Source organism: Pseudomonas sp. SA233, assembly GCF_054792385.1.
Map to the genome: position 1 here is coordinate 5,523,138 of NZ_CP096449.1, position 23,294 is coordinate 5,546,431.

Consider the following 23,294-nt stretch of genomic DNA (forward strand, 5'->3'; position numbering starts at 1 on the left):
GAAAATCCTGGGGCCGCGTTGCGGCCCTTTCGCGACACAAGGCCGCTCCCACAGGCACCGCATAAGGACTTTGACCGGCATCAACACATCGCTCATGGCCGCAGGCCATGATGCAGTGTGCATGACCGCAAGGATGCAGACCGATGAACCGATACGCCCCCAGGATCTTCGCCACCGCGCTGATCGCCCTACTCGCAGCAGCCGGTGGGCTGGGGTACTGGAAGTCGATCCACGACCAGTTGCCCGAAGGCCTGAGCATGGGCAACGGCCGCCTGGAAGCCACCGAAGTGCAGATCGCCAGCAAAATCCCTGGCCGCCTGGCCGAGGTGCTGGTCGACGAAGGTGACAAGGTGTCTCGCGGCCAACTGCTGGCGCGCATCGACACCCGTACCATGGAAGCCCAGCGCAGCCAGGCCGAAGCCGAAGTGCTGCGCGCCCGGGAAAACTACGCCGCCGCCCAGGCCAGCGTGCAGCTGCGCCAAAGTGAACTGCTGCTGGCCAGCCAGGAGCTCAAGCGCGTGCGTGAGATTTTCCAGCGCAAATACGCTAGCCAGCAGTTGCTCGACCAACAGCAGGCGCGCTTCGACACGGCCAACGCCGCTGTGGTCGCCGCCCGCGCCCAACTGGCGGCGATCAAGGCCGCCATCGGCGCCGCCGAGGCCCAGGTAGCGCAGCTCACCAGCGAAATCGACGACAGCAGTCTGCGCGCACCGATCAACGGCATCATCCAGCTGCGCCTGGCCGAGCCCGGTGAAGTGCTGGGTGCCGGCGGCCGCGTGCTGATGTTGATCGACCCCAGCGACCAGTACATGAACCTTTACCTGCCCGCCTCCACCAGCGGCCGGCTGACCGTCGGCGACCAGGCACGAATCGTGCTCGACGCCCTGCCCGAGCGGGCGCTGCCGGCGAAGGTTGCCTTTGTCGCGGCCAAAGCCCAGTTCACCCCCAAGCAGGTGGAAACCCGCGACGAGAGGCAGAAGCTGGTGTTCCGGGTCAAGCTGCGCCTGACCGACCCGGGCGCCGTGCCGCAGGCCAAGCCGGGCATGCCAGGCGCCGGCTATGTACGCACGGCTGAGGTGGACTGGCCGGCCAACCTGCAATGAACGCCCCGGCATTGCTGGCCGAGGGTATCAGCCATCGCTACGGCGACCTGGTGGCCCTGCATCCCCTCGGGTTCAGCCTGCCGGCGGGCACCCGTTGCGCGCTGATCGGCCCTGACGGGGCTGGCAAATCGACCCTGCTGGGGCTGATCGCCGGCGTCAAGCGCCTGCAACAGGGCGAACTGCAGGTGCTGGGTGGTTCGATCCGCCAGCGGCGCCATCGCGCGGCGCTATACCCGAAAGTGGCGTTCATGCCGCAGGGGCTGGGCAACAACCTGTATCCGGAGCTGTCGATCAGCGAGAACATCCGCTTTTTCGCCACCCTGTTCGGCCTCGGCCGTCGCGAATTCGAACAGCGCATGGCCAACCTGCTACAGGCCACCGACCTGCAGCGCTTTGCCGAGCGCCCGGCGGGCAAACTGTCGGGCGGCATGAAGCAGAAGCTTGGCCTATGCTGCGCGCTGATCCACGAGCCGGACCTGCTGATCCTCGACGAGCCGACCACCGGCGTCGACCCACTGTCGCGGCGGCGCTTCTGGGAGCTGGTCGAACAGGTACGCGCACAGCGCCCGCAACTGACCCTGCTGGTGGCCACCGCCTACATGGAGGAGGCCGAACAGTTCGAGCATTGCCTGATGCTCGATGGCGGCCGCCTGCTGGCCGCCGGCCCCAGCCATGAGCTGGCCGCGGTCACCCCCAGCGGCAAGCTGGACGACGCCTTCACCCACTACCAGGGCGCGGGCAAGGCACAACACCCTCCGCTCATCATCCCGCCGCGCCCGGCCGCTGACAGCCCGGTCGCCATCGAGGCCCACGACCTGACCCTGCGCTTTGGCGATTTCACTGCCGTGAACAAGGTCAGCTTCGCCATTGGCCGCGGCGAGATTTTCGGCTTCCTGGGCTCCAACGGCTGCGGCAAGACCACCACCATGAAAGTGCTTACCGGGCTGATGCCGGCCAGCGAAGGCAGCGCCAGTCTGCTCGGCTGCCCGGTGGATGCCAGCGACCTGGCCACGCGCAAGCGGGTCGGTTTCATGTCGCAGAGTTTTTCGCTGTATGGGGAGCTCAACACCCGGCAGAACCTCACCCTGCATGCACGCCTGTTCGACCTGCCCAAGGCCGAGAGCGCCCGGCGCATCGACGAGCTGATCGAGCGCTTCGACCTGGGTGCCATCGCCGACCAGCCATCCGGCGCCCTGCCCCTCGGCCTGCGTCAGCGCCTGTCACTGGCGGTAGCGGTGCTGCACCGCCCGGAAGTGCTGATCCTCGACGAACCCACCTCCGGCGTCGACCCGGCTGCCCGTGACGACTTCTGGCGCCTGCTGGTGGAGCTTTCACGCGAGCAGGGCGTGACCATTTTCCTTTCTACCCACTTCATGAACGAAGCCCAGCGCTGCGACCGTATCTCGCTGATGCATGCAGGCCGGGTACTGGCCTGCGACACGCCGGATGCCCTGCAACGCCACTACCAGGGCAACACTCTGGAAGACGCGTTCGTGCGCTGCCTGGAACAGGCTCAGGAACTGGCGCCGCAAGCCACCGACAACACCGTGCTGGAGCAGACCGCCACGCCTGCGCCGCCGCTGCGCCAGGGCTTCAGCCTGCGTCGCCTGCTGGCGGTGGCCAGCCGTGAGGGCAAGGAGCTGTTGCGCGACAAGGTGCGCCTGGCCTTCGCCCTGCTGGGGGCGATGTTCATGATGGTGATCTTCGGCTATGGCATTTCACTGGATGTGGAAAACCTCGCCTTCGCCGTACACGACCAGGACCAGAGCCCGCAAAGCCGGGCCTACCTCGAAGCCTTCCGTGGTTCACGCTATTTCGCCGAACAGGCGCCCATCCGCGACACCCGCGAAATGCACCAGCGCCTGCAGCGCTCGGAAATCAAACTGGCACTGGAAATTCCACCCGGCTTCGGCCGCGACCTCTATGCCGGGCGTCAACCGGTGGTGGCCGCCTGGCTCGATGGCGGTATGCCGTTCCGCGCCGAAACCAGCCGCAATTACGTGGAAGCCGTGCACCAGGCCAACCTCGAGCAACTGGCCAAAGCCAGCCCACAGCCGCAGCCGCGCCAGGACCTGGTGCGCCTGGAAACCCGTTTTCGCTACAACCAGGATGTGGTCAGCGTGAACGCCATCGGCCCTGGGGTAATGGCGCTGATCCTGGCCTTCATCCCGGCCATGCTCACCGCGCTGGGTATCGTCCGCGAGAAAGAGCTCGGCTCCATCACCAATTTCTACGCCACACCCCTCACCCGCCTGGAGTTCCTCCTCGGCAAGCAGATGCCCTACCTGGCCGTGAGCCTGGTCAACCTGGCACTGCTGGTGGCGATGAACCGCTGGCTGTTCGCCGTGCCGCTAAAGGGCAGCGTGCTCGCCCTGGCCTGCGGCGGCGTCGCCTACCTGCTGGCTACCACCAGCCTGGGCCTGCTGATCTCGGCCTTCACCCGCACCCAGATCGCCGCCATCCTGGGCACCATGATCATCACCAGCCTGCCGACCATCCAGTTCTCCGGGCTGATCGTGCCACGCTCGTCGCTGGACGGCGCGGCGGCGGTGATGGGCCAACTGTTCCCGGCGGGCTACTTCCTCGATATCGCGGTCGGCACATTCACCAAAGCGCTGGGACTGCGCGAGCTGTGGCCGCAGTGCCTGATCCTGCTCAGCTTCTTTGCCGTGTTCACGGGCCTGAGCCTGGCCATGCTGAAGAAGCAGGAGGCCTGATATGTCACGCCTGAACCACACGCTGCGTCTTGGCCTGAAAGAGCTGACCAGCCTGCGCCATGACAGCGTGCTGCTGTTGTTCCTGCTGTATGCCTTCAGCGTGGCCATTTACATGCCGGCAGCCGGCTCGGTGATCGGCGTGCACAACGCCAGTGTCGCGATGGTGGACGAAGACCACAGCCGGCTATCGCGCAAGCTTGGTGAAGCCCTGCAACCACCCGAGTTCCAGCCCGCCGTGCCACTGGCCCCGCAGCGTCTGGACCAGGCCATGGACAGCGGCCAGTACACCTTCGTGATCAACGTGCCGGTGAACTTCCAGAGCGACCTGCTGGCCGGGCGCTCGCCGGAACTGCAGATCTATGTCGACGCCACGGCCATGAGCCAGGCATTCATGGGTGCCGGCTACATCGGCCGCATCTTCGAACGCGAGTTGCTCGACTACAGCCAGCGCAGCAACACACAGAGCCCGGTGGTAATAAACGCCAAGGCTCTGTTCAACCCCAACCTGGAGGGCGGCTGGTTCCTTGCGGTGATCCAGATCGTCAACAACATCACCATACTGGCGATCATCCTCACCGGCACCGCGTTGCTGCGCGAGCGCGAGCACGGCACCCTCGACCACCTGCTGGTGCTACCGCTGACCGCGCTGGAAATCATGCTGGCGAAGATTGCCAGCAACGCGCTGGTAGTGGTGATCTGTACCTGGATTTCGCTGGTGGTGGTGGTCAAGGGCGCGCTTGGCGTGCCGCTGTCCGGTTCGATGGGCCTGTTCCTGGCCGTGACGGCGCTCTACCTGTTCGCCAGTACCGCACTGGGCATCTTCCTCGCCACCCTGGCGCGCTCGACGCCACAATTCGGCCTGCTGGCGATCCCGGTGATCATCCCGATGCTGTTGCTGTCCGGCGGCAGCACACCGCTGGACAGCATGCCGCAGTGGCTGCAGTGGGTGATGCAGGGGTCGCCGTCGACGCACTTTGTCAGCCTTGGCGCCGCAATTCTGTTTCGTGATGCCGGTTGGACGGTGGTGTGGCCGGACATCCTGGCGCTGGCCGTGATCGGGCTGGTGTTCTTCGGCGTGGCGCTGGCGCGGTTTCGTCGAAGCCTGGCGTCCTGATCCAAATTGGGATCTAGCACAAAGACAAAGGGCGCCTTTCGGCGCCCTACTCACAGACAGGTCGGCTTGTCATCGCCATGCACCTGCCCGGCTCTGTAATTGCTGGTTGAACCAGGATCCGCAGAGTCTTGCAAGCCCCTTACGGGAACGGGCCCATTATCACGCATCGAGCGTTACATTGCCAACAGACTGCACTGTTGCTGGATGTGAGAAACCCAGCGTAAAACCAACAGCAGCCCTCACGGCGGCGAAGTGCTCCGGCCGCATTGTAAAGGTCATGTATTCCCGACCACCGCCCTGGCGCGATCTGACCCGACATCTGTCCAGTCTGGAGGTAGCTACCGTGTAGATCATGTCGCACTTGGCCCAGCATGTCAGGGCCGGGCCAGGCAGATAACTCGGCAGCACAACGTGATGCCTTGTCAGTTGATCCGGTGCGGTGGTGCTCAGCGGGATTATCGTCACCAACTGACGGTTTTGACTGTGCTTGCGAAGAACGACAACGGGGCGCACCTTTATCATTTCAGGCACTTGAAAGCCTGAAAAGTCGCACATCAGTACAGTCGCCTCTTTCGGCTGGTACTTCAAAGGCATTGCCAACACTCTCAAGCAACTGAAGACAAGGCACAATTTAGCTTGGCCTTGGCTTCAGAAACCGAAAACTGGCGGGCTTACAGGAAAGACGGAAAGGTCCTACAACCGTGGTAAGCCTGACTTCAATCCAGCTCACCAGCAATCGACCTCACAATGCTTCAGATCACTGCACGATCAGGTTGTTGAACAGCAGGTCTTCAACGATCGGCTTGCCTTCTTCGGCTTCCATCACCTGCTGCACCTGTTTCAGCGCTTCCTGGCGAAGATGCTCCTTGGCCTCGACATTGCTCATGCTGTCCACCGACTGTTGGGTGAACAGCGCCACCAGCTGGTTGCGGATCAGCGGCTCGTGGTGCTTCACAGCCTTGGCGGCTTCGTCGCCGGTCACGCGCAGGGCCACGTCGGCCTTGTACACGCGCAGCCGCGGGCTACCGTCGAGGGCGTAGTTGCCCACAAAGGGCGGGCTCAGGCTGATGTAGGCGACTTTCGGCGCCCCTTCCTTGGCTTCCTCGCCCATGGCCGCAGCCGGCAGCAGCAGCGCCAGCACCATCAAGATCCACGCTTTCAAGAATTCGCTCCTCAATACAGTTGGTGCCAGCTTACCCAGCATGCCGCTCAAACCCAAGCCCGTGCTTGTGCCGCCGCTTATGCCTGCACATCAGGGCGCCCCATGCTCGTTGACCGGGCAGGCGGCCCTCCTACACTTATCGGCCACGACCCGCAAAGGAATAGCCCCGATGAAAGCTGTGTTGTGCAAAACCCTGGGCCCGGCGCGCGACCTGGTGCTGGAAGAGGTGGCCAGCCCGGTGCCGAAGAAAAACGAGATCCTGCTGGATGTGCAGGCCGCTGGGGTCAACTTCCCCGACACCCTGATCATCGAAGGCAAGTACCAGTTCCAGCCACCGTTGCCGTTCTCCCCCGGCGGCGAGGCAGCGGGCGTGGTGGCCGCCGTCGGGGAAAAGGCCGGCGCGTTCAAGGTCGGTGACCGGGTCATGGCGCTGACCGGCTGGGGTGCATTCGCCGAGCAGGTGGCGGTGCCGTTCTACAATGTGTTGCCGATCCCGGCGAGCATGGACTTCACTACTGCCGCGGCATTCGGCATGACCTACGGCACCTCCATGCACGCCCTGCGCCAGCGCGGCCAGTTGCAGGCGGGCGAGACCCTGTTGGTGCTGGGTGCGTCCGGCGGGGTCGGCCTGGCGGCGGTGGAGATCGGCAAGGCCATGGGCGCGCGGGTGCTCGCAGCCGCCAGCAGTGCGGAAAAACTGGCCGTGGCCAAGGCAGCCGGCGCGGATGAACTGATCGACTACAGCCAGACCAGCCTGCGTGACGAGATCAAGCGCCTGACTGGCGGCCAGGGCGTGGACGTGATCTACGACCCGGTGGGTGGCGAGTTGTTCGAGCAGGCAGTGCGCGGGCTGGCCTGGAATGGCCGATTGCTGGTGGTGGGTTTTGCCAGCGGGACCATCCCGCAGCTGGCGGCCAACCTGGTGTTGCTCAAGGGCGCGGCGGTGCTCGGGGTGTTTTGGGGGGCGTTTGCCCAACGTCAGCCGGAGGACAATGCGGCCAACTTCCGGCAGCTGTTTGCATGGCATGCCGAAGGCAAGTTGAAGCCGCTGGTGTCGCAGACTTATCCACTGGCTGAGGCAGGGGCTGCCATTGAAAAGTTGGGGCAGCGTCAGGCTGTGGGTAAGTTGGTGGTGCTGGCCAGGTAAGGCAGTTCTGGCCTTTTCGCGGGTGAACCCGCTCCCACTGGGACCGCACCGCCCTCAAGGAATGTGCAGTACCTGTGGGAGCGGGTTCACCCGCGAAGAGGCCGGCACAGGTGATCAAACCTCCCGCAGGTTATGGCAGCGCCTGAAACGCGCCTCCAGGTTGCGATCGGGCATCTGGTGGCTGCGCAGGGCATTCAGGGTCTGCTCGACATAATCACGCGTGGTGCCATAGCGCCCCTTGGCACTGGCCAGGATCTGGCTGAGCAGGGTGTCCGGCAGGTTCCCGGCATAGCACGGCAAATGCCGCTCCAGCACGAAGCCCAGGGCCTGCACCTTGCTGCCATCATCCAACCGGCAGCTGAGCCAGTGCGGCCGGTACGCCGGGTACGGCATCTCGCGCTGCCACAAGGCCATCAGCGAATCGTCCAGGCTGCTGTCATCCAGCCGGTAGGCAAAACCGCTGCAGGAGCCACCACGGTCCAGGCCGAACACTAGGCCAGGGGTTTCCGGGGTGCCACGGTGCTCATGCGACCACAGGTACAAGCCACGGTGGTAACCATGCACCCGCGCGCGCTGGCGCTCCACCGAGTTGCATTCCGGCCGCCAGATCAACGAACCATAGGCGAACAGCCACACCGGCCCACCCTGATGGCGAGACATGGTTGTCTTCATGGAGTTGAACAACTGTTCGCGAGTATGTTGCTGACCGAAGTCGAGTGTCGGTGGATATGAAACTTCCCAGGACATACTTTCAAGTGCCGACATAAGCTGCCGCCATTATCCCTGTGAACTACGGATGTAGCGAGATTCGATTAAGATGCGACCCCAAGCCTCTGTACCAGGGGCGCTTGCAGTAACCATAGGACAGAAGTGCAGGAATACTCAAGCCCTCGCGCCAGAGTTTCATCCTCGCTCCCGACGACTGGAAAGTACTGTTTCAGCAACTGTGAAAGTTATTAGCCAAGGCGGTAACAATTACCGCCTTATACCAATACTTTCAAACTCCAGTTATTAGCCGCGCGGTGCGTAGGCAAACACATCGGCACGCATGCGATGCGCATCCATGCCGGCTTCGACCAAGGCGTCGAGCGTGGCATAGATCATGTTCGGCGAGCCGCTGGCATATACATGCACGCTGTTGAGATCGGCGATGTCTTCGCAGACCGCCTCATGCAGCATGCCGCAACGGCCTTCCCAACCGCACAGGTCGCTGACCACCTGGTGCAGGAACAGGTTGGGCAGGCGCTGCCATTCGTCCCAGTGCTCGATCTGGTAGAAGTCCTCGGGCCGACGCACGCCCCAGTACAGGTGCACCGGGTGCTTGAAACCCTGTGCCCGGCAATGCTCGACCAGGCTGTGCATCTGACCCATGCCGGTGCCAGCAGCGATCAGCACCAGCGGCCCATCGGGCAACTCGGCCAGGTGGGTGTCACCGAACGGCATTTCAATGCGCGCCAAGCCGTCGCGCTTGAGCTGCTCGATAAGTTGCAGCGCACTGGGCTCGCGCGCCAGCACATGCAGCTCCAGCTCGCGCCCGGCATGGGGTGCGGAAGCCAGCGAAAACGCCGCCTGCTTGCCGCCTTCGCGCTCGATCATCAGGTACTGCCCCGCGTGGTAGCGCGGCGGCCTGCCAGCCGGCGCGCGCAACCGCACGCGCCAGACGTCGCCACCGACCTCGACGCACTCACTGACACTGCACGCCAGTTTGCGCACCGGCAGCTCGCCAAGGGCGAGCACACCATCCCAGAGCAACACGCAGTCCTCCAGCGGTTCGGCAATGCAGGTGAACAGCTCGCCATGGTCGCGGACTTCGCCGTCCTGGCGTACCCGGCCTTCGACCAACAACGCGGCGCAGACATGGCAATTGCCATTGCGGCAGCTGTTCGGGCAGTCATAGCCCAGCCGCCGCGCTCCATCCAGGATCCGTTCCCCGGGTTCGAGCGCCAGCACCGCCCCGGACGGCTGCAACGTTACCTGCATCAATCTATTCCCAACTGATCCCACAGCTCATCGATACGGCGGGTGACGGCTTCGTCCTTGACGATGACCCGTCCCCATTCGCGTGTAGTCTCGCCCGGCCACTTGTGCGTGGCATCCAGGCCCATCTTCGACCCCAGCCCGGATACCGGTGACGCGAAGTCCAGGTAGTCGATCGGGGTGTTGTCGATCATCACCGTATCACGCTTGGGGTCCATGCGTGTGGTGATGGCCCAGATCACGTCATTCCAGTCACGGGCATTGATATCGTCATCTGTGACAATAACGAACTTGGTGTACATGAACTGTCGCAGGAACGACCACACACCCAGCATCACGCGCTTGGCGTGGCCCGGGTACTGCTTCTTCATGGTCACCACCGCCATGCGATACGAGCAGCCTTCCGGTGGCAGATAGAAATCGACGATTTCCGGGAACTGCTTCTGCAGGATCGGCACAAACACTTCGTTCAGCGCCACGCCGAGGATCGCCGGCTCATCTGGCGGGCGGCCGGTGTAGGTGCTGTGGTAGATCGGTTTCTGCCGATGGGTGATGCGCTCGACGGTGAACACCGGGAAGCTGTCCACTTCGTTGTAGTAGCCGGTGTGGTCGCCATACGGGCCTTCCGGGGCCATTTCGCCCGGGTGGATCACGCCTTCCAGGATGATTTCGGCTGTGGCCGGTACCTGCAGGTTGTTGCCTCGGCACTTGACCAATTCGGTGCGGTTGCCACGCAACAGGCCGGCGAAGGCATACTCGGAGAGGGTGTCCGGCACCGGGGTCACGGCGCCGAGGATGGTGGCCGGGTCGGCGCCCAGTGCCACGGCGACCGGGAACGGCTGGCCAGGGTTCTTCTCACACCATTCGCGGTAGTCCAGGGCGCCGCCACGGTGGCTGAGCCAGCGCATGATGACCTTGTTGCGGCCGATAACCTGCTGGCGGTAGATGCCCAGGTTCTGACGGTCCTTGTTCGGGCCGCGGGTGACGGTAAGGCCCCAGGTGATCAGCGGTGCCACGTCGCCCGGCCAGCAGTGCTGGATTGGCAGAGCGCCGAGGTCGACGTCATCGCCCTCGATGACCACTTCCTGACACACCGCGTCCTTGACCACTTTCGGCGCCATCGACACGACTTTCTTGAAGATCGGAAGCTTGGACCAGGCATCCTTCAGACCCTTCGGCGGCTCCGGCTCCTTGAGGAAGGCCAGCAGCTTGCCGATTTCCCGCAGTTCATCGACCGACTCGGCACCCATGCCCATGGCCACACGTTCCGGGGTGCCAAACAGGTTGCCCAGCACCGGGATATCGAAGCCGGTGGGCTTTTCGAACAGCAATGCAGGGCCCTTGGCACGCAAGGTGCGGTCGCAGACCTCGGTCATTTCCAGGACGGGGGAGATCGGAACCTGGATGCGCTTGAGCTCGCCGCGCTGTTCCAGGCCACGGATGAAGTCGCGCAAGTCGCGATACTGCATGCAGAAGCCTCATGTTGGCCGTATCGGTCGGGGGTGCAGAGTGTAGCGCCGTTCAGTACCCAATGGCCAAAAATGACTTGGGGCCGCTTCGCGCCCCATCGCGACACAAGGCCGCTCCTACAGGGAATGCGTAATCCTGTAGGAGCGGCCTTGTGTCGCGATGGGGCGCGAAGCGGCCCCATAAATTCCGGCCTGAAACGCTTACTTGCGCTTCATCGACAGGAAGAACTCGTCGTTGGTCTTGGTCTGCTTGAGCTTGTCGACCAGGAACTCGATGGCGGCGATTTCGTCCATCGGGTGCAGCAACTTGCGCAGGATCCACATGCGCTGCAGCTCGTCGTCGGCAGTCAGCAGCTCTTCGCGGCGGGTACCGGAGCGGTTGATGTTGATGGCCGGGAACACGCGCTTCTCGGCGATGCGGCGGTCCAGAGGCAGCTCCATGTTGCCGGTGCCCTTGAACTCTTCGTAGATCACTTCGTCCATCTTCGAGCCGGTTTCGACCAGCGCGGTAGCGATGATGGTAAGCGAACCGCCTTCCTCGATGTTACGCGCGGCGCCGAAGAAGCGCTTCGGCTTCTCCAGGGCGTGGGCGTCGACACCACCGGTCAGTACCTTGCCGGAGCTCGGGATCACGGTGTTGTAGGCACGCGCCAGACGGGTGATCGAGTCCAGCAGGATGACCACGTCCTTCTTGTGCTCGACCAGGCGCTTGGCCTTCTCGATTACCATTTCGGCAACCTGCACGTGGCGGGTTGGCGGCTCGTCGAAGGTGGAGGCAACCACTTCGCCGCGCACGGTGCGCTGCATTTCGGTCACTTCTTCCGGGCGCTCGTCGATCAGCAGGACGATCAGGTGGCACTCGGGGTTGTTACGGGTGATGTTGGCCGCGATGTTCTGCAGCATGATCGTCTTGCCCGCTTTCGGCGGAGCAACGATCAGGCCACGCTGACCTTTGCCGATCGGGGCACACAGGTCGATGACGCGGCCGGTCAGGTCTTCGGTGGAGCCGTTACCGGCTTCCATCTTCAGGCGCTTGTTCGGGAACAGCGGCGTCAGGTTTTCGAACAGGATCTTGTTCTTCGCGTTTTCCGGGCGGTCGAAGTTGATGGTGTCGACCTTCAGCAGGGCGAAGTAACGCTCCCCTTCCTTCGGCGGGCGGATCTTGCCGACGATGGTGTCGCCGGTACGCAGGTTGAAGCGGCGGATCTGGCTGGGCGAGACGTAGATATCGTCAGGGCCGGCCAGGTAGGACGCATCAGCCGAACGCAGGAAACCGAAACCATCCTGGAGAATCTCCAGCACGCCGTCACCCGAGATCTCTTCGCCGCTTTTCGCGTGCTTCTTCAGCAGGGCGAAAATCACGTCCTGTTTGCGCGAACGGGCCATGTTTTCGATGCCCATCTGTTCGGCCATTTCCAAAAGATCGGTAATCGGCTTTTGCTTGAGTTCAGTCAGGTTCATAAGGGGAATGACGTAATCATGTAAGAAGGGAGAATTAAGCTTCTGGCTTAATGAGGCCGCGCCGCTAGATGGCGACAAGATCGCGTACTGATTCGAATTAGGGATGCTTCGGCGACGGCGTGTAGAGGGCACTGGAGAAGCAGTGCGAGGCCGAATGTAACACTTGCTTTTTTCTGCGTCTAGTGGTTTTGCCCTGCCATTTTCAGCTGCAACACACCTGTCTGTAGGAGCAGCCTTGTGCTGCGAAGAGGCCATCAGCCGCAGCGACAACGTCAGCCTTACCGGCCCTTTCGCAGCACAAGGCTGCTCCTACATGGGCAAGACTGCCTTTGCAGAGGCAAAAAAAACCCCGCATCTGCGGGGCTTTTTCACATCACAGGTGGGCGTCGAGGAACGCGGCCAGCTGCGATTTGGACAGGGCGCCGACCTTGGTGGCTTCGACGTTGCCGTTCTTGAACAGCATAAGCGTCGGGATACCACGCACGCCGTGCTTGGCCGGGGTTTCCTGGTTCTCGTCGATGTTCAGCTTGGCGACGGTCAGCTTGCCCTCGTAGGTGGCAGCGATGTCGTCCAGAACCGGAGCGATCATCTTGCATGGGCCGCACCATTCAGCCCAGTAGTCGACCAGCACCGGGCCTTGAGCCTGCAGTACGTCGGCTTCGAAGCTGGCGTCGGTGACGTGTTTGATTTTGTCGCTCATGGAAATCTCCAAGGTCGTAAGCAATAAAAAACGTTGCCCATCATAGCCGCACCAGTCTCCTACAGGAAGCCGCGGACGATTGAGTGTAACTATAGTTGTGCAAGACGCCACGAATCGAAACTGTCATACAGACGTCATAGCATCGAATGGCACATTGCCTTGCATCAAGGCCAGCTCAACGGCTGTGTGCCACGCGTTGGCGACAGCCTGCTATCGTGGCACGATTGCCGGGTTAACGACCGAGAACAACCAGATCATGCCGCATACCATCGCGAAGAACCTGTCCCTGATCGCCGCCATCGACCTTGGCTCCAACAGCTTCCACATGGTCGTGGCCAAGGCCCACCATACCGAAATCCGCATTCTCGAGCGGCTCGGCGAGAAGGTTCAGCTGGCCGCCGGCATCGACGAAGAACGCATGCTCAGTGAAGAGGCAATGGAACGAGGCCTGGATTGCCTCAAGCGCTTTTCCCAACTGATCAACGGCATGCCGGCAGGCTCCGTGCGCATCGTCGGTACCAACGCCTTGCGCGAAGCGCGCAACCGCAACGAATTCATCCAGCGCGCCGAAGCCATCCTTGGCCACCCGGTCGAGGTGATCTCCGGCCGTGAAGAAGCGCGCCTGATCTACCTGGGCGTGTCGCACACCCTGGCCGATACCCCCGGCAAGCGCCTGGTGGCCGATATCGGCGGCGGCAGTACCGAGTTCATCATCGGCCAGCGCTTCGAGCCGCTGCTGCGCGAAAGCCTTCAGATGGGCTGTGTAAGCTTCACCCAGCGCTACTTCCGCGACGGCAAGATAACCCCGGCCCGCTACGCCCAGGCCTACACCGCCGCGCGCCTGGAGCTGATGAGCATCGAGAATGCCCTGCACCGCCTGACCTGGGACGAGGCCATCGGCTCGTCCGGTACCATTCGTGCCATCGGCGCCGCCATCAAGGCAGGCGGCCTGGGCAATGGCGAGGTCAACGCCGAAGGGCTGGCCTGGGTCAAGCGCAAGCTGTTCAAGCTTGGCGAGGTCGACAAGATCGACTTCGAAGGCGTCAAGCCGGACCGCCGCACCATCTTCCCGGCGGGCCTGGCGATTCTCGAAGCGATCTTCGATGCCCTGGAACTGCAGCGCATGGACCACTGCGACGGCGCCCTGCGCGAAGGCGTACTGTTCGACCTGCTGGGCCGCCACCACCACGAAGACGTGCGCGAACGCACCCTGAACTCGCTGATGGAGCGCTACCACGTGGACCAAGGCCAGGCTGCGCGCGTCGAGCGCAAGGCGTTACACGCCTTCGACCAAGTGGCCGACGCGTGGGACCTGAAAGACGGAAATTGGCGCGATCTTCTGGGCTGGGCGGCGAAAGTTCACGAAATCGGTCTGGATATCGCCCACTACCATTACCACAAGCACGGCGCCTACTTGATCGAGCACTCCGACCTTTCGGGCTTCTCCCGCGAGGACCAGCAGATGATGGCCTTGCTGGTACGCGGCCATCGCCGCAACATCCCAAAGGACAAGATCGCCGAACTGGGCGAGGAAGGCGTCAAGCTGCTGCGCCTGTGCGTGCTGCTGCGCTTCGCCATCCTGTTCCACCACATCCGTGGCAATCAGCAGATGCCGAAGGTCGAGCTCAAGGCTGCCGACAGCAGCCTCGACGTCGCCTTCCCGGAGGGCTGGCTGGAACAGAACCAGCTGACCCAGGCCGACTTCGCCAACGAGGCGGAGTGGCTGGCCCGGGTCGGCTTCGTCCTCAGCGTACGTTGAGGACCGGGTTGCTCAGGCGCTCCAGCAGGGTCGCCTGGGCACTGCGCGGGTTCTGGTTGCCGGTTGGCGTGCTGCGCACGTAGCGCCCGTCCGGCTGCAGGGTCCAGGCATGGGTGTTGTCGGTCAGGTAGCCTTCCAGCTCCTTCTTCACCCGCAGCAACAGCTTCTTGCCTTCCACCGGGAAGCAGGTTTCGACGCGCTTGTCGAGGTTGCGCTCCATCCAGTCGGCACTGGACAGGTAGATCTGCTCTTCGCCGCCATTGAGGAAGTAGAACACCCGCGTGTGTTCGAGGAAGCGCCCGATGATCGAGCGCACCTGAATGTTGTGCGAAACCCCCGGAATGCCTGGGCGCAGGCAGCACATGCCACGCACCACCAGGTCGATCTTCACGCCCGACTGGCTGGCCTTGTACAGCGCCTTGATGACCTTCGCGTCGGTCAGCGAGTTGAACTTGGCGATGATATGCGCCGGCTTGCCTTCGAGGGCGAACTGAGTTTCCCGCGCGATCATGTCGAGCATGCCCTTCTTCAGGGTGAACGGCGCGTGCAGCAGCTTCTTCATGCGCAGGGTCTTGCCCATGCCGATCAACTGGCTGAACAGCTTGCCGACGTCCTCGGTGAGGGCGTCGTCGGAGGTCAGCAGGCTGTAGTCGGTATACAGGCGGGCGTTGCCGGCGTGGTAGTTACCGGTGCCCAGGTGCGCATAACGCACGATCTCGCCGTGCTCTCGGCGCAGAATCAGCATCATCTTGGCGTGGGTCTTGAAGCCGACCACGCCGTAGATCACCACCGCACCGGCCGCTTGCAGGCGGCTGGCCATCTGCAGGTTGGACTCTTCGTCGAAGCGCGCCCGCAACTCGATCACCGCAGTGACCTCCTTGCCGTTACGCGCCGCGTCCACCAGTGCGTCGACGATTTCCGAGTTGGCCCCGGAACGGTACAGGGTCTGGCGCACGGCAAGCACGTGCGGGTCCTTGGCGGCCTGGCGCAGCAGGTCGATCACCGGGGTGAAGGACTCGAACGGGTGCATCAGCAGGATGTCCTGCTTGCCGATCACGCTGAATATGTTGTCGGCGTTCTGCAGCAGCTTGGGGATCGCCGGGGTGAACGGCGTGTACTGCAACTCGGGGTGGCTGTCCAGGCCGGTGATGCTGAACAGGCGGGTAAGGTTGACCGGGCCGTTGACCTGGTAAAGCTCGCTTTCGCTGAGGCTGAACTGCTTGAGCAGGTAGTCCGACAGGTGTTTCGGGCAGGTGTCGGCCACCTCCAGGCGAACGGCGTCACCGTAGCGGCGCGAGAACAGCTCGCCGCGCAGGGCGCGGGCCAAGTCATCGACCTCTTCGGAGTCCAGCGCCAGGTCGGCGTTACGGGTCAGGCGGAACTGGTAGCAGCCCTTCACCTTCATGCCCTGGAACAGGTCGTCGGCGTGCGCGTGGATCATCGACGACAGGAACACATAGTTGGCGCCCGGGCCACCCACCTCTTCCGGAACGCGGATGACCCGCGGCAGCAGGCGCGGGGCCGGGATGATCGCCAGGCCCGAGTCGCGGCCGAAGGCGTCGACACCCTCGAGCTCGACGATGAAGTTGAGGCTCTTGTTCACCAGTAGCGGGAACGGGTGGGTCGGGTCGAGGCCGATCGGGGTAATGATCGGGGCGATTTCGTCGCGGAAGTAGCGGCGCACCCAGGTCTTGAGCTTCGGCGTCCAGTAACGCCGGCGGATGAAGCGGATATGGTGCTTTTCCAGCTCGGGCAGCAGCACGTCGTTGAGGATCGCGTACTGGCGCTCCACTTCGCTGTGCACCAGGTCGCTGATGCGCGCCAGCGCCTGGTGCGGCTGCAGGCCGTCGGCACCAGCCTGTTCACGGGCAAAGTTGATCTGCTTCTTCAGGCCGGCGACGCGAATCTCGAAGAATTCGTCGAGGTTGCTGGAGAAGATCAACAGGAACTTGAGGCGTTCGAGCAGCGGGTAGTTCTCGTCCAGCGCCTGCTCCAGCACACGGATATTGAACTGCAGCTGCGAGAGTTCGCGATGAATGTACAGGCTGCTGTCGTCCAGGCCTGGGATGACGATCGCCGGGGCCGGCGCAGGGGCCGGGGCCGCAGTCTCTGCCACCGGTTCGGCAGGCAGGGGCGCTGGCGGCAGGTCTGGCGGGGTCTGCACCATCTCTTCGGGGAGTTCCTGAGCATCCTTGATCGCGACAGGGGTTAGCACTTCATTATTCATCTGGCGTTCCTGAGGACGTTAACGCCCTATCATCTATTGAGCGGCAAGATAAGCGCCCATTATGACGCCTGTGTTACACGCCAGGGCAAGCCGTGGCGCGTGGCTTCTGGCATTCTCCAAGCAGGAATTGTTCATGTCGAGACACATCTGGACACTTTCACGAACGCGCGCGAAGGGGTAGGCTTCGCGTTCATTTCGCCAGCACCTCAGAAAATGCTTCAACAATTCCTGCAGGATTTCGGCTACTTCGCCCTTTTTCTAGGCACCTTCTTCGAAGGCGAGACCATCCTGGTGCTTGCAGGATTCCTTGCGTTCCGCGGTTACATGGACATCAACCTGGTGTGTCTGGTGGCATTTTTCGGCAGCTATGCCGGCGACCAGCTGTGGTACTTCATGGGCCGCCGCCACGGGCGCAGGATCCTGGCGCGCAAGCCACGCTGGCAGGCGATGGGTGACCGGGCGCTGGACCACATCCGTCGCCACCCCGACATCTGGGTACTGAGTTTCCGCTTCGTCTATGGCTTGCGCACGGTCATGCCGGTGGCCATTGGCCTGTCCGGCTACCCGCCACGCCGCTACCTGCTGCTGAACGGTATCGGCGCGGCCATCTGGGCAGTGGCCCTGGGCGCGGCCGCGTATCACTTCGGTGCCATCCTTGAAGGCCTGCTGGGCAACGTGAAGCGCTACGAGCTATGGGTGCTCGGTGGCCTGTTGGCGCTGGGCGGCCTGTTGTGGCTGCGCCGGCGTTTCCGCACGTTGCGCGCGGAGCGCAAGGCGGCGGGCAAAGCCCAGGCCCCAGAGGCTGAGCAGGCTGTAAGCCACGAGGAACAACCAGGTCGGCGGCACGACCACCGCTAGGCCCAGTGCGCCCGCCAGGTACAGCGCCGGCGCATTCGCCAGCAACCGTACCAACTCCAGGCGCATGGCCCATGGTCGGTTCTCCAGCAGCGCGCCAAGTACGAACAAGCCAAACGCCATCTGCGCCCAGCCAAGTACCAGGGCGGCGGTTGGCACGCGCTCGGCCACCTCCATCAGATAGCTGCCTAGCGCCACGTAACCCACGAATTGCGCCGCCACATAGGCCTGCTGCGCACGGCCCAGGGCAACCTCGAACTTGCGAAACAACGCCAGGTCCTGCTTGGCCTGCGGGTAGCGTGCGGCCACATCGGCCGGGCGCCAGCCGGTGGGCATGAACCAGATGCGCAGCTTGTCCCACAGGCTGTCGGCGCGCCGGGCGTCGTGCCAGAGCTGGGCATAGAACTGCAGGTTGGCCCACAGCGGGTTCCAGCTGGCCAGCGGCGTGGTCACCCCGAACACCACCGGCTCGGCTGGGTCCTCCTCTTTGAAGGTACCGAACAGACGATCCCAGAGAATGAACACGCCGCCGTAATTGCGATCCAAGTAAGCAGGATTTTGCGCATGGTGGACGCGATGGTTGGATGGCGTGATCAACACCCACTCAAACCAGCCCAGCTTGGGAATGTGCCGAGTATGCACCCAGAACTGGTACAGCAGGTTGAGCGATGCCACCGTGATGAACACCAGCGGCGGCACACCGAGCAACGCCAGCGGCAGGTAGAACAGCCACGAGAAGATGAACCCACTGCTGGTCTGGCGCAGCGCCGTGGTGAGGTTGTACTCCTCGCTCTGATGATGCACCGAATGCGCAGCCCACAGCACGTTGCGCTCGTGGCCAAGACGATGCAGCCAGTAGTAGCAGAAGTCGTACAGGACAAAGGCCAGCAACCACACCCACCAGGCCTGCGGCGGCAGGCGCAGCAACGCCATGTGCTCGAACGCCAGCGCATAGGTCACCAACCCCACCCCCTTGGTCAGCAACCCGGTACTGGTCGACAGCGCGCCGGTGCTGAGGCTGTTGATCGAGTCGGCGAGGGTGAAGTTGCGCTGGCCACGCACACGGTCGGCCAGCAGTTCGACGGCGATCAGCACGAAGAAGAACGGCACGGCCAGCAGGATCAGGTCCATGGGTACGACCTCAGACGTTATCCGCCAAGATTAGGCCGCGCTTGCAGGAATCCCTATGGCTACATCTGCCAAACTAGAGGACATTTAGCGCCTCGACACTGGAGTAAAAAGCATGACAAAAAAAGTAGCGGTGATTCTTTCCGGCTGTGGCGTTTATGACGGCGCCGAAATCCACGAAAGCGTGATCACCCTGCTGCGCCTCGACCAGCGTGGTGCGCAGGTGCAGTGCTTCGCGCCGAACATTGCGCAGATGCATGTGATCAACCACCTGACCGGCGAGGAAATGCCCGAATCGCGCAATGTGCTGGTGGAGTCGGCGCGCATTGCCCGTGGCGAGGTCAAGGACATCCGCGAGGCCAAGGCCGAAGACTTCGATGCGCTGATCGTGCCGGGCGGTTTCGGGGCGGCGAAGAACCTGTCCAACTTTGCCGTGGAAGGCGCCAACTGCACCGTTAACCCGGATGTGCTGGCCCTGGCCGAAGCCTTTGCCGACGCCTGCAAGCCGGTCGGCCTGATCTGCATCTCGCCGGCGCTGGCGGCGAAGATCTACGGGCCAGGCGTGGTCTGCACCATCGGTACCGACGCTGGCACTGCGGCGGCCGTGCAGAAGATGGGTGGCACTCATGAAGAATGCGATGTGCACGATATTGTCGAGGACACCCAGCGCAAGCTGGTGACCACCCCGGCGTACATGGAGGCCAAGTCGATCAGTGAAGCGGCTGGCGGGATCTACAAGCTGGTGGATCGGGTGCTGGAGCTGACGCACGAGTAACTGGTGCAAGATTCAGAATCTGACGCGGCCCCTGTGGGAGCGGCCTTGTGTCGCGAAAGGGCCGCAGCGCGGCCTCGGCAATTTATGCGGCGAAGCTGAAATCCTGGGGCCGCTTCGCGGCCCTTTCGCGACACAAGGCCACTCCCACACGTCGTGTCCATCCTGCCAGCCGGGTCGCTTCAGGGTTTGGACAACCGGGCGATGATCCGGTCCAGCGCATTGGCAAACGCCTGCTTCTCGCGCTCGCCATAAGGCGCCTGCCCTCCCCCCACCTGGCCCTGCTCGCGCAACTCGGTAAACAAGTTGCGCGCCGCCAGCCGGTCACCCATGTTGCGCTCGTCGAACTCGCGCCCGCGCGGGTCCAGTGCCGCCACGCCCTTTTTCACCAGGCGGTCGGCCAGCGGCACGTCACTGCAGATCACCAACTCACCAGGCACGGCGTGCTCCACCAGGTAATCGTCGGCTGCGTCCATGCCGCTGGGTACCACGATCAGGCGCACGATAGCGAACGCCGGCTTGGCCACAGCCTGGCCCGCCACCATCACTACCTCGAACTTGCGCTTGAGGGCGAACTTGACGATCAGATCCTTGGCTGCCTTGGGGCAGGCGTCGGCATCGATCCACACACGCATCGGAAAACCTCGCAATCAGCTTGAGGCCCCCATCATGCCTCAAGCGCAACGAAAGCTGCAGCAGCCACCCATGGGCGCTGGAAAAATGGCGCCAATATTTCAATTGCCGCTTATCCGACCTCGCCACTCAGGCTACACTCGCCACAGCCCCGCTGGCCTGCCCGAGTGCGCAATGAACCACCCCCACGAAATCCGCCCCGACCTGGACGAAGGCATCGACCGCAAGGTCCTGGCGACATTGCGTGCGCGCTTCCTGCGGCTCAACCAAGGCCGGCTGCAGCGGGCCCTGGAGGGCCTGTCGACGCGCCAGCAACAGGTGCTGACACTGCTGCCGCTGCTGTTTCATGTGAACCACCCGCTGCTGCCAGGCTATGTTTCCGGCAGCACCCCTGCCGGCGTATCGGGCTACGAGCCAGGCGCCGATCTTGTAGTCGAGGCACAGCGTCTTGCCCGCTCGTTCACCTACAAGGCCCGCCATGGCAACCCACCGCGGCCGATCCACGGCCTGTTCCTGATGGGCAGCCTGGGCTCACTGGCCCAGGCCGAGCAAAGCGATATGGACCTGTGGGTTTGCCACGCCCCGGGCCTGGCCGATGAGCTGCTGGACGAACTGCGCCGCAAATGCCAGCTGCTTGAGGCATGGGCGGAAAGCCTGGGTGCCGAGGCGCACTTCTTCCTGATCGACACGCAAGGTTTCGCCCAGGGCCAGCGCGAAGGCCAGCTCGGCTCCGACGATTGCGGTACCACCCAGCACTATCTGCTGCTGGACGAGTTCTACCGCACCACTATCTGGCTGGCCGGGCGCACGCCACTGTGGTGGCTGGTGCCGGTCTACCAGGAACACGATTACCACACCTATACCCAGACCCTGCTGTCCAAGCGTTTCATCCGCAGCCAGGACGCCCTCGATCTCGGCAACCTGGCGCACATCCCGCCCGGCGAGTTCGTCGGCGCCGGCTTGTGGCAGCTATTCAAAGGCATCGACTCGCCCTACAAGTCGCTGCTCAAGCTGCTGCTGACCGAGGCCTATGCCAGCGAGCACCCCACCGTTCGCTGCCTGAGCCTGGACTACAAGCAGGCAGTGTTCGCCAACCAGCTAGACCTCGACGAGCTGGACCCCTACGTGATGGTGTACCGGCGCATCGAGCGCTACCTGCTGCAGCGTGGCGAACACGCGCGCCTGGAGCTGGTGCGGCGCAGCCTGTACCTGAAGGTGAACAAGAAACTCAGCGACCCGACCCGGGCCAATGGCTGGCAACGCCGGCTGTTGCAGCGCCTGGCCGACGAATGGGGTTGGGACGAGCGCCAGCTGGCCCTGTTGGACAGTCGCAACCAATGGAAGGTGCAGCAGGTTGCCATCGAGCGCCGTGAACTGGTGGCCGAACTGAACCATAGCTACCGATTTCTCAGCCAGTTCGCTCGCACCCAGAACGCCAGCAGTCGCGCCGACCAACGCGATCTCAATGTGCTGGGCCGGCGCCTTTACGCCGCCTTCGAGCGCCGCGCCGGCAAGGTCGAAGTCATCAACCCCGGGATCGCCCCGGACCTGGCCGAAGGCACCCTGACCCTGGTACAAGCGCCTAATCGCAAGGAGCCCGGCAGCCATCACTGGGAGCTGTACACCGGCAACCTCAGCCCCCATGAGGTGGACCACTTCAGCCCGCTCAAACGCTGCCGCGAGGTGCTCGAGTTGCTGACCTGGGCTTATCGCAACGGAGTGATCGACAGCAGCACGCGCCTGGCGCTGCACCCGGGTGTCAGCGACCTCAGCGAATTCGAGCTATTCAACCTGATCGGCTGCCTCCAGCAGAGCATTCCCCTGCCCTTGCCGACCGTCAGCGAGGTGCGCTTGTTGCAGCCGAGCATTGCCGACGAGGTGCTGTTGCTGGTCAACGTCGCCATCGACCCGCTGCGCCACCACCGCGATCTGAACATCCTGATGACCACCGAGCGCACAGACTCTTTGAGCTACGCAGGCGTGCGCGAAAACCTGGTCCTGACCCTGGACCAGGTCATCCTCAACAGCTGGAACGAAGTACTGGTCCAGCGCTATGACGGCGAGCACGCACTGGTGCGCTGCCTGCGCGACTTCCTCAACAGCCCCGTGCCGCGCGGACACCGGCCGAAGGTGCGGGTGCGTTGCTTCTGCCAGAGCCGCGCCCAGGCCATAGGCCAACGCGTGGAGGAAATATTCGACACCGTACAACTGCTGCTGGAACAGGGCCTGAACCACCGCTACCTGCTGCAGGTGGCCCAACACACCCATGTGCTGGAGCTGATGGCCGGGCATGTCGGCCTCACCACCTTGGCCGAGCATGAGGCACTGCTGAACCACCTGGGCGAAGAACGCAGCGCCTACAGCCCACTGTACCTGGATGCCAACGCCCTGCAGGACCACGACCTGCACCTGGTGCTGGAGCAAGGCCGGCCTTTCTGCATCCAGGTGTTCTACCGCCTGCAGGGTGGCTGGGCCGAGTTGTACGTGCTGGATGAATACAATGCCCTGTGGCAGCAACGCCTGCCGCTGCACGACGAAGCTCACTTGCTGTTGCCGCTGCAGCGCTTTCTGCGCTCGGTGGTGATGCGCCGTGATGCCCGGCTGCCGCTGGACACCCAGCGCGCGGCTTCACTGGACATCCACTACGCGCAACTGTTGCCTTCCGGGCCAGGCAAGGCGCGCAGCATCGAGCCGCGCCAGGCGCCGGTCGAGGGTAGCGACCAGCCTTACTATGAGGTGCAGGCGATCATCCAGGCCGGGGTGGCAGGCGCGGCGCACGTGACGCTGTATTGCGACCAGCAGGAGTTTTCCGAACTGGAGCATGGTGAGCAGTTGTATGCGGTGGTGGCCCGGCAGATCATCGGGCAGCGACGTGGTGCAGGGCAGTACCGCTGCTACATCACGGACCTGGATTTGTCCGAGCTGCTGGATGACCAGCTGGGGTCGACGCAGCTGTACCTGCGCTACAAGCGGGAGCTGGAGCAGGCTTTGAACGAGGGGTTGGAGCAGGTTTTGGCAGAAGGATCCTGAGTTGCCGGGGGACACATGTGGGAGCGGGTTCACCCGCGAA

The 23,294-nt window shown here is 63.3% G+C and carries 17 protein-coding genes and 1 pseudogene; 8 read left to right on the forward strand and 10 right to left on the reverse strand.

Annotated features, from left to right (window positions below; all coding sequences use genetic code 11):
- The first annotated feature begins 143 nt into the window (after positions 1 to 143).
- From M1D87_RS25315 to M1D87_RS25325, 3 genes are read left to right on the forward strand one after another with little or no spacing between them, the layout of a single operon-like run.
- Complete coding sequence (locus M1D87_RS25315) at positions 144 to 1,103, forward strand: HlyD family secretion protein (protein WP_013974726.1); 960 nt, start codon at positions 144 to 146, stop codon at positions 1,101 to 1,103.
- Positions 1,100 to 3,820, forward strand: coding sequence for a ribosome-associated ATPase/putative transporter RbbA (gene rbbA, locus M1D87_RS25320; RefSeq protein ID WP_123083975.1), 2,721 nt, complete (start codon positions 1,100 to 1,102; stop codon positions 3,818 to 3,820). The genes M1D87_RS25315 and rbbA overlap by 4 nt, the downstream gene beginning before the upstream one ends.
- Position 3,821: 1 nt before the next feature.
- Entirely contained in the window at positions 3,822 to 4,934 is a 1,113-nt protein-coding gene (locus M1D87_RS25325; RefSeq protein WP_003259379.1) for an ABC transporter permease, read from the forward strand.
- 159 nt (positions 4,935 to 5,093) lie between these two features.
- Here the strand turns inward: M1D87_RS25325 and M1D87_RS25330 are convergent, their stop codons facing one another.
- Both M1D87_RS25330 and M1D87_RS25335 read right to left on the reverse strand, forming a co-directional pair.
- Entirely contained in the window at positions 5,094 to 5,528 is a 435-nt protein-coding gene (locus M1D87_RS25330) for a type II toxin-antitoxin system PemK/MazF family toxin (protein WP_232881272.1), read from the reverse strand.
- A gap of 163 nt (positions 5,529 to 5,691) precedes the next feature.
- The gene (locus M1D87_RS25335) at positions 5,692 to 6,096 is read right to left on the reverse strand and encodes a flagellar basal body-associated protein FliL (RefSeq protein WP_003259380.1); all 405 of its coding nucleotides are present in this window, start codon (positions 6,094 to 6,096) and stop codon (positions 5,692 to 5,694) included.
- Positions 6,097 to 6,265: 169 nt separating this feature from the next.
- Between M1D87_RS25335 and M1D87_RS25340 the strand changes: the two genes are divergently transcribed.
- A complete protein-coding gene (locus tag M1D87_RS25340) occupies positions 6,266 to 7,243 on the forward strand; it encodes an NADPH:quinone oxidoreductase family protein (protein WP_123083977.1) in 978 nt (325 codons plus the stop codon).
- Between the two features lie 114 nt (positions 7,244 to 7,357).
- Here M1D87_RS25340 and M1D87_RS25345 read toward each other — a convergent pair whose 3' ends face one another.
- The 5 genes from M1D87_RS25345 to trxA form a co-directional block, all read right to left on the reverse strand.
- Entirely contained in the window at positions 7,358 to 8,008 is a 651-nt protein-coding gene (locus M1D87_RS25345) for a gamma-glutamylcyclotransferase (protein WP_044047173.1), read from the reverse strand.
- A 246-nt stretch (positions 8,009 to 8,254) separates the two neighbouring features.
- Positions 8,255 to 9,223 (reverse strand): CDP-6-deoxy-delta-3,4-glucoseen reductase, encoded by a 969-nt coding sequence (locus tag M1D87_RS25350; protein ID WP_013974732.1) that lies wholly within the window; start codon positions 9,221 to 9,223, stop codon positions 8,255 to 8,257.
- Positions 9,223 to 10,689 (reverse strand): 4-hydroxy-3-polyprenylbenzoate decarboxylase, encoded by a 1,467-nt coding sequence (ubiD, locus tag M1D87_RS25355; RefSeq protein ID WP_061304736.1) that lies wholly within the window; start codon positions 10,687 to 10,689, stop codon positions 9,223 to 9,225. Before ubiD ends, M1D87_RS25350 begins: the two co-directional genes overlap by 1 nt.
- Positions 10,690 to 10,890: 201 nt before the next feature.
- On the reverse strand, positions 10,891 to 12,150 hold the full coding sequence (gene rho / locus M1D87_RS25360; protein ID WP_003253661.1) for a transcription termination factor Rho: 1,260 nt from the start codon (positions 12,148 to 12,150) through the stop codon (positions 10,891 to 10,893).
- 373 nt (positions 12,151 to 12,523) lie between these two features.
- Positions 12,524 to 12,850, reverse strand: a complete 327-nt coding sequence (gene trxA, locus M1D87_RS25365; protein WP_012274768.1) for a thioredoxin TrxA — start codon at positions 12,848 to 12,850, stop codon at positions 12,524 to 12,526.
- Positions 12,851 to 13,106: 256 nt separating this feature from the next.
- On the opposite strand from trxA, the gene ppx reads away from it, so the two are divergent.
- Entirely contained in the window at positions 13,107 to 14,609 is a 1,503-nt protein-coding gene (gene ppx, locus M1D87_RS25370; RefSeq protein WP_004375529.1) for an exopolyphosphatase, read from the forward strand.
- On the opposite strand, the gene ppk1 is transcribed toward ppx, so the two are convergent.
- The gene (gene ppk1, locus M1D87_RS25375) at positions 14,596 to 16,836 is read right to left on the reverse strand and encodes a polyphosphate kinase 1 (RefSeq protein ID WP_013974735.1); all 2,241 of its coding nucleotides are present in this window, start codon (positions 16,834 to 16,836) and stop codon (positions 14,596 to 14,598) included. The two genes, ppx and ppk1, sit on opposite strands and share 14 nt — an antisense overlap.
- Before the next feature lie 213 nt (positions 16,837 to 17,049).
- Here ppk1 and M1D87_RS25380 point away from each other — a divergent pair, with 213 nt between their 5' ends.
- Positions 17,050 to 17,694 (forward strand): DedA family protein, encoded by a 645-nt coding sequence (locus M1D87_RS25380; protein ID WP_015272245.1) that lies wholly within the window; start codon positions 17,050 to 17,052, stop codon positions 17,692 to 17,694.
- A gap of 549 nt (positions 17,695 to 18,243) precedes the next feature.
- On the opposite strand, the pseudogene M1D87_RS25385 reads toward M1D87_RS25380, so the two are convergent.
- A pseudogene (locus M1D87_RS25385) lies at positions 18,244 to 18,822 on the reverse strand (sterol desaturase family protein); the annotation flags it as partial.
- A 112-nt stretch (positions 18,823 to 18,934) separates the two neighbouring features.
- Between M1D87_RS25385 and elbB the strand changes: the two are divergent.
- Positions 18,935 to 19,594, forward strand: a complete 660-nt coding sequence (gene elbB, locus M1D87_RS25390) for an isoprenoid biosynthesis glyoxalase ElbB (RefSeq protein WP_004375530.1) — start codon at positions 18,935 to 18,937, stop codon at positions 19,592 to 19,594.
- Between the two features lie 179 nt (positions 19,595 to 19,773).
- On the opposite strand, the gene M1D87_RS25395 is transcribed toward elbB, so the two are convergent.
- Positions 19,774 to 20,226, reverse strand: a complete 453-nt coding sequence (locus M1D87_RS25395; RefSeq protein WP_013974739.1) for a YaiI/YqxD family protein — start codon at positions 20,224 to 20,226, stop codon at positions 19,774 to 19,776.
- Positions 20,227 to 20,398: 172 nt separating this feature from the next.
- Here M1D87_RS25395 and M1D87_RS25400 point away from each other — a divergent pair, with 172 nt between their 5' ends.
- On the forward strand, positions 20,399 to 23,254 hold the full coding sequence (locus M1D87_RS25400) for a class I adenylate cyclase (RefSeq protein ID WP_421091510.1): 2,856 nt from the start codon (positions 20,399 to 20,401) through the stop codon (positions 23,252 to 23,254).
- Positions 23,255 to 23,294 lie beyond the last annotated feature (40 nt).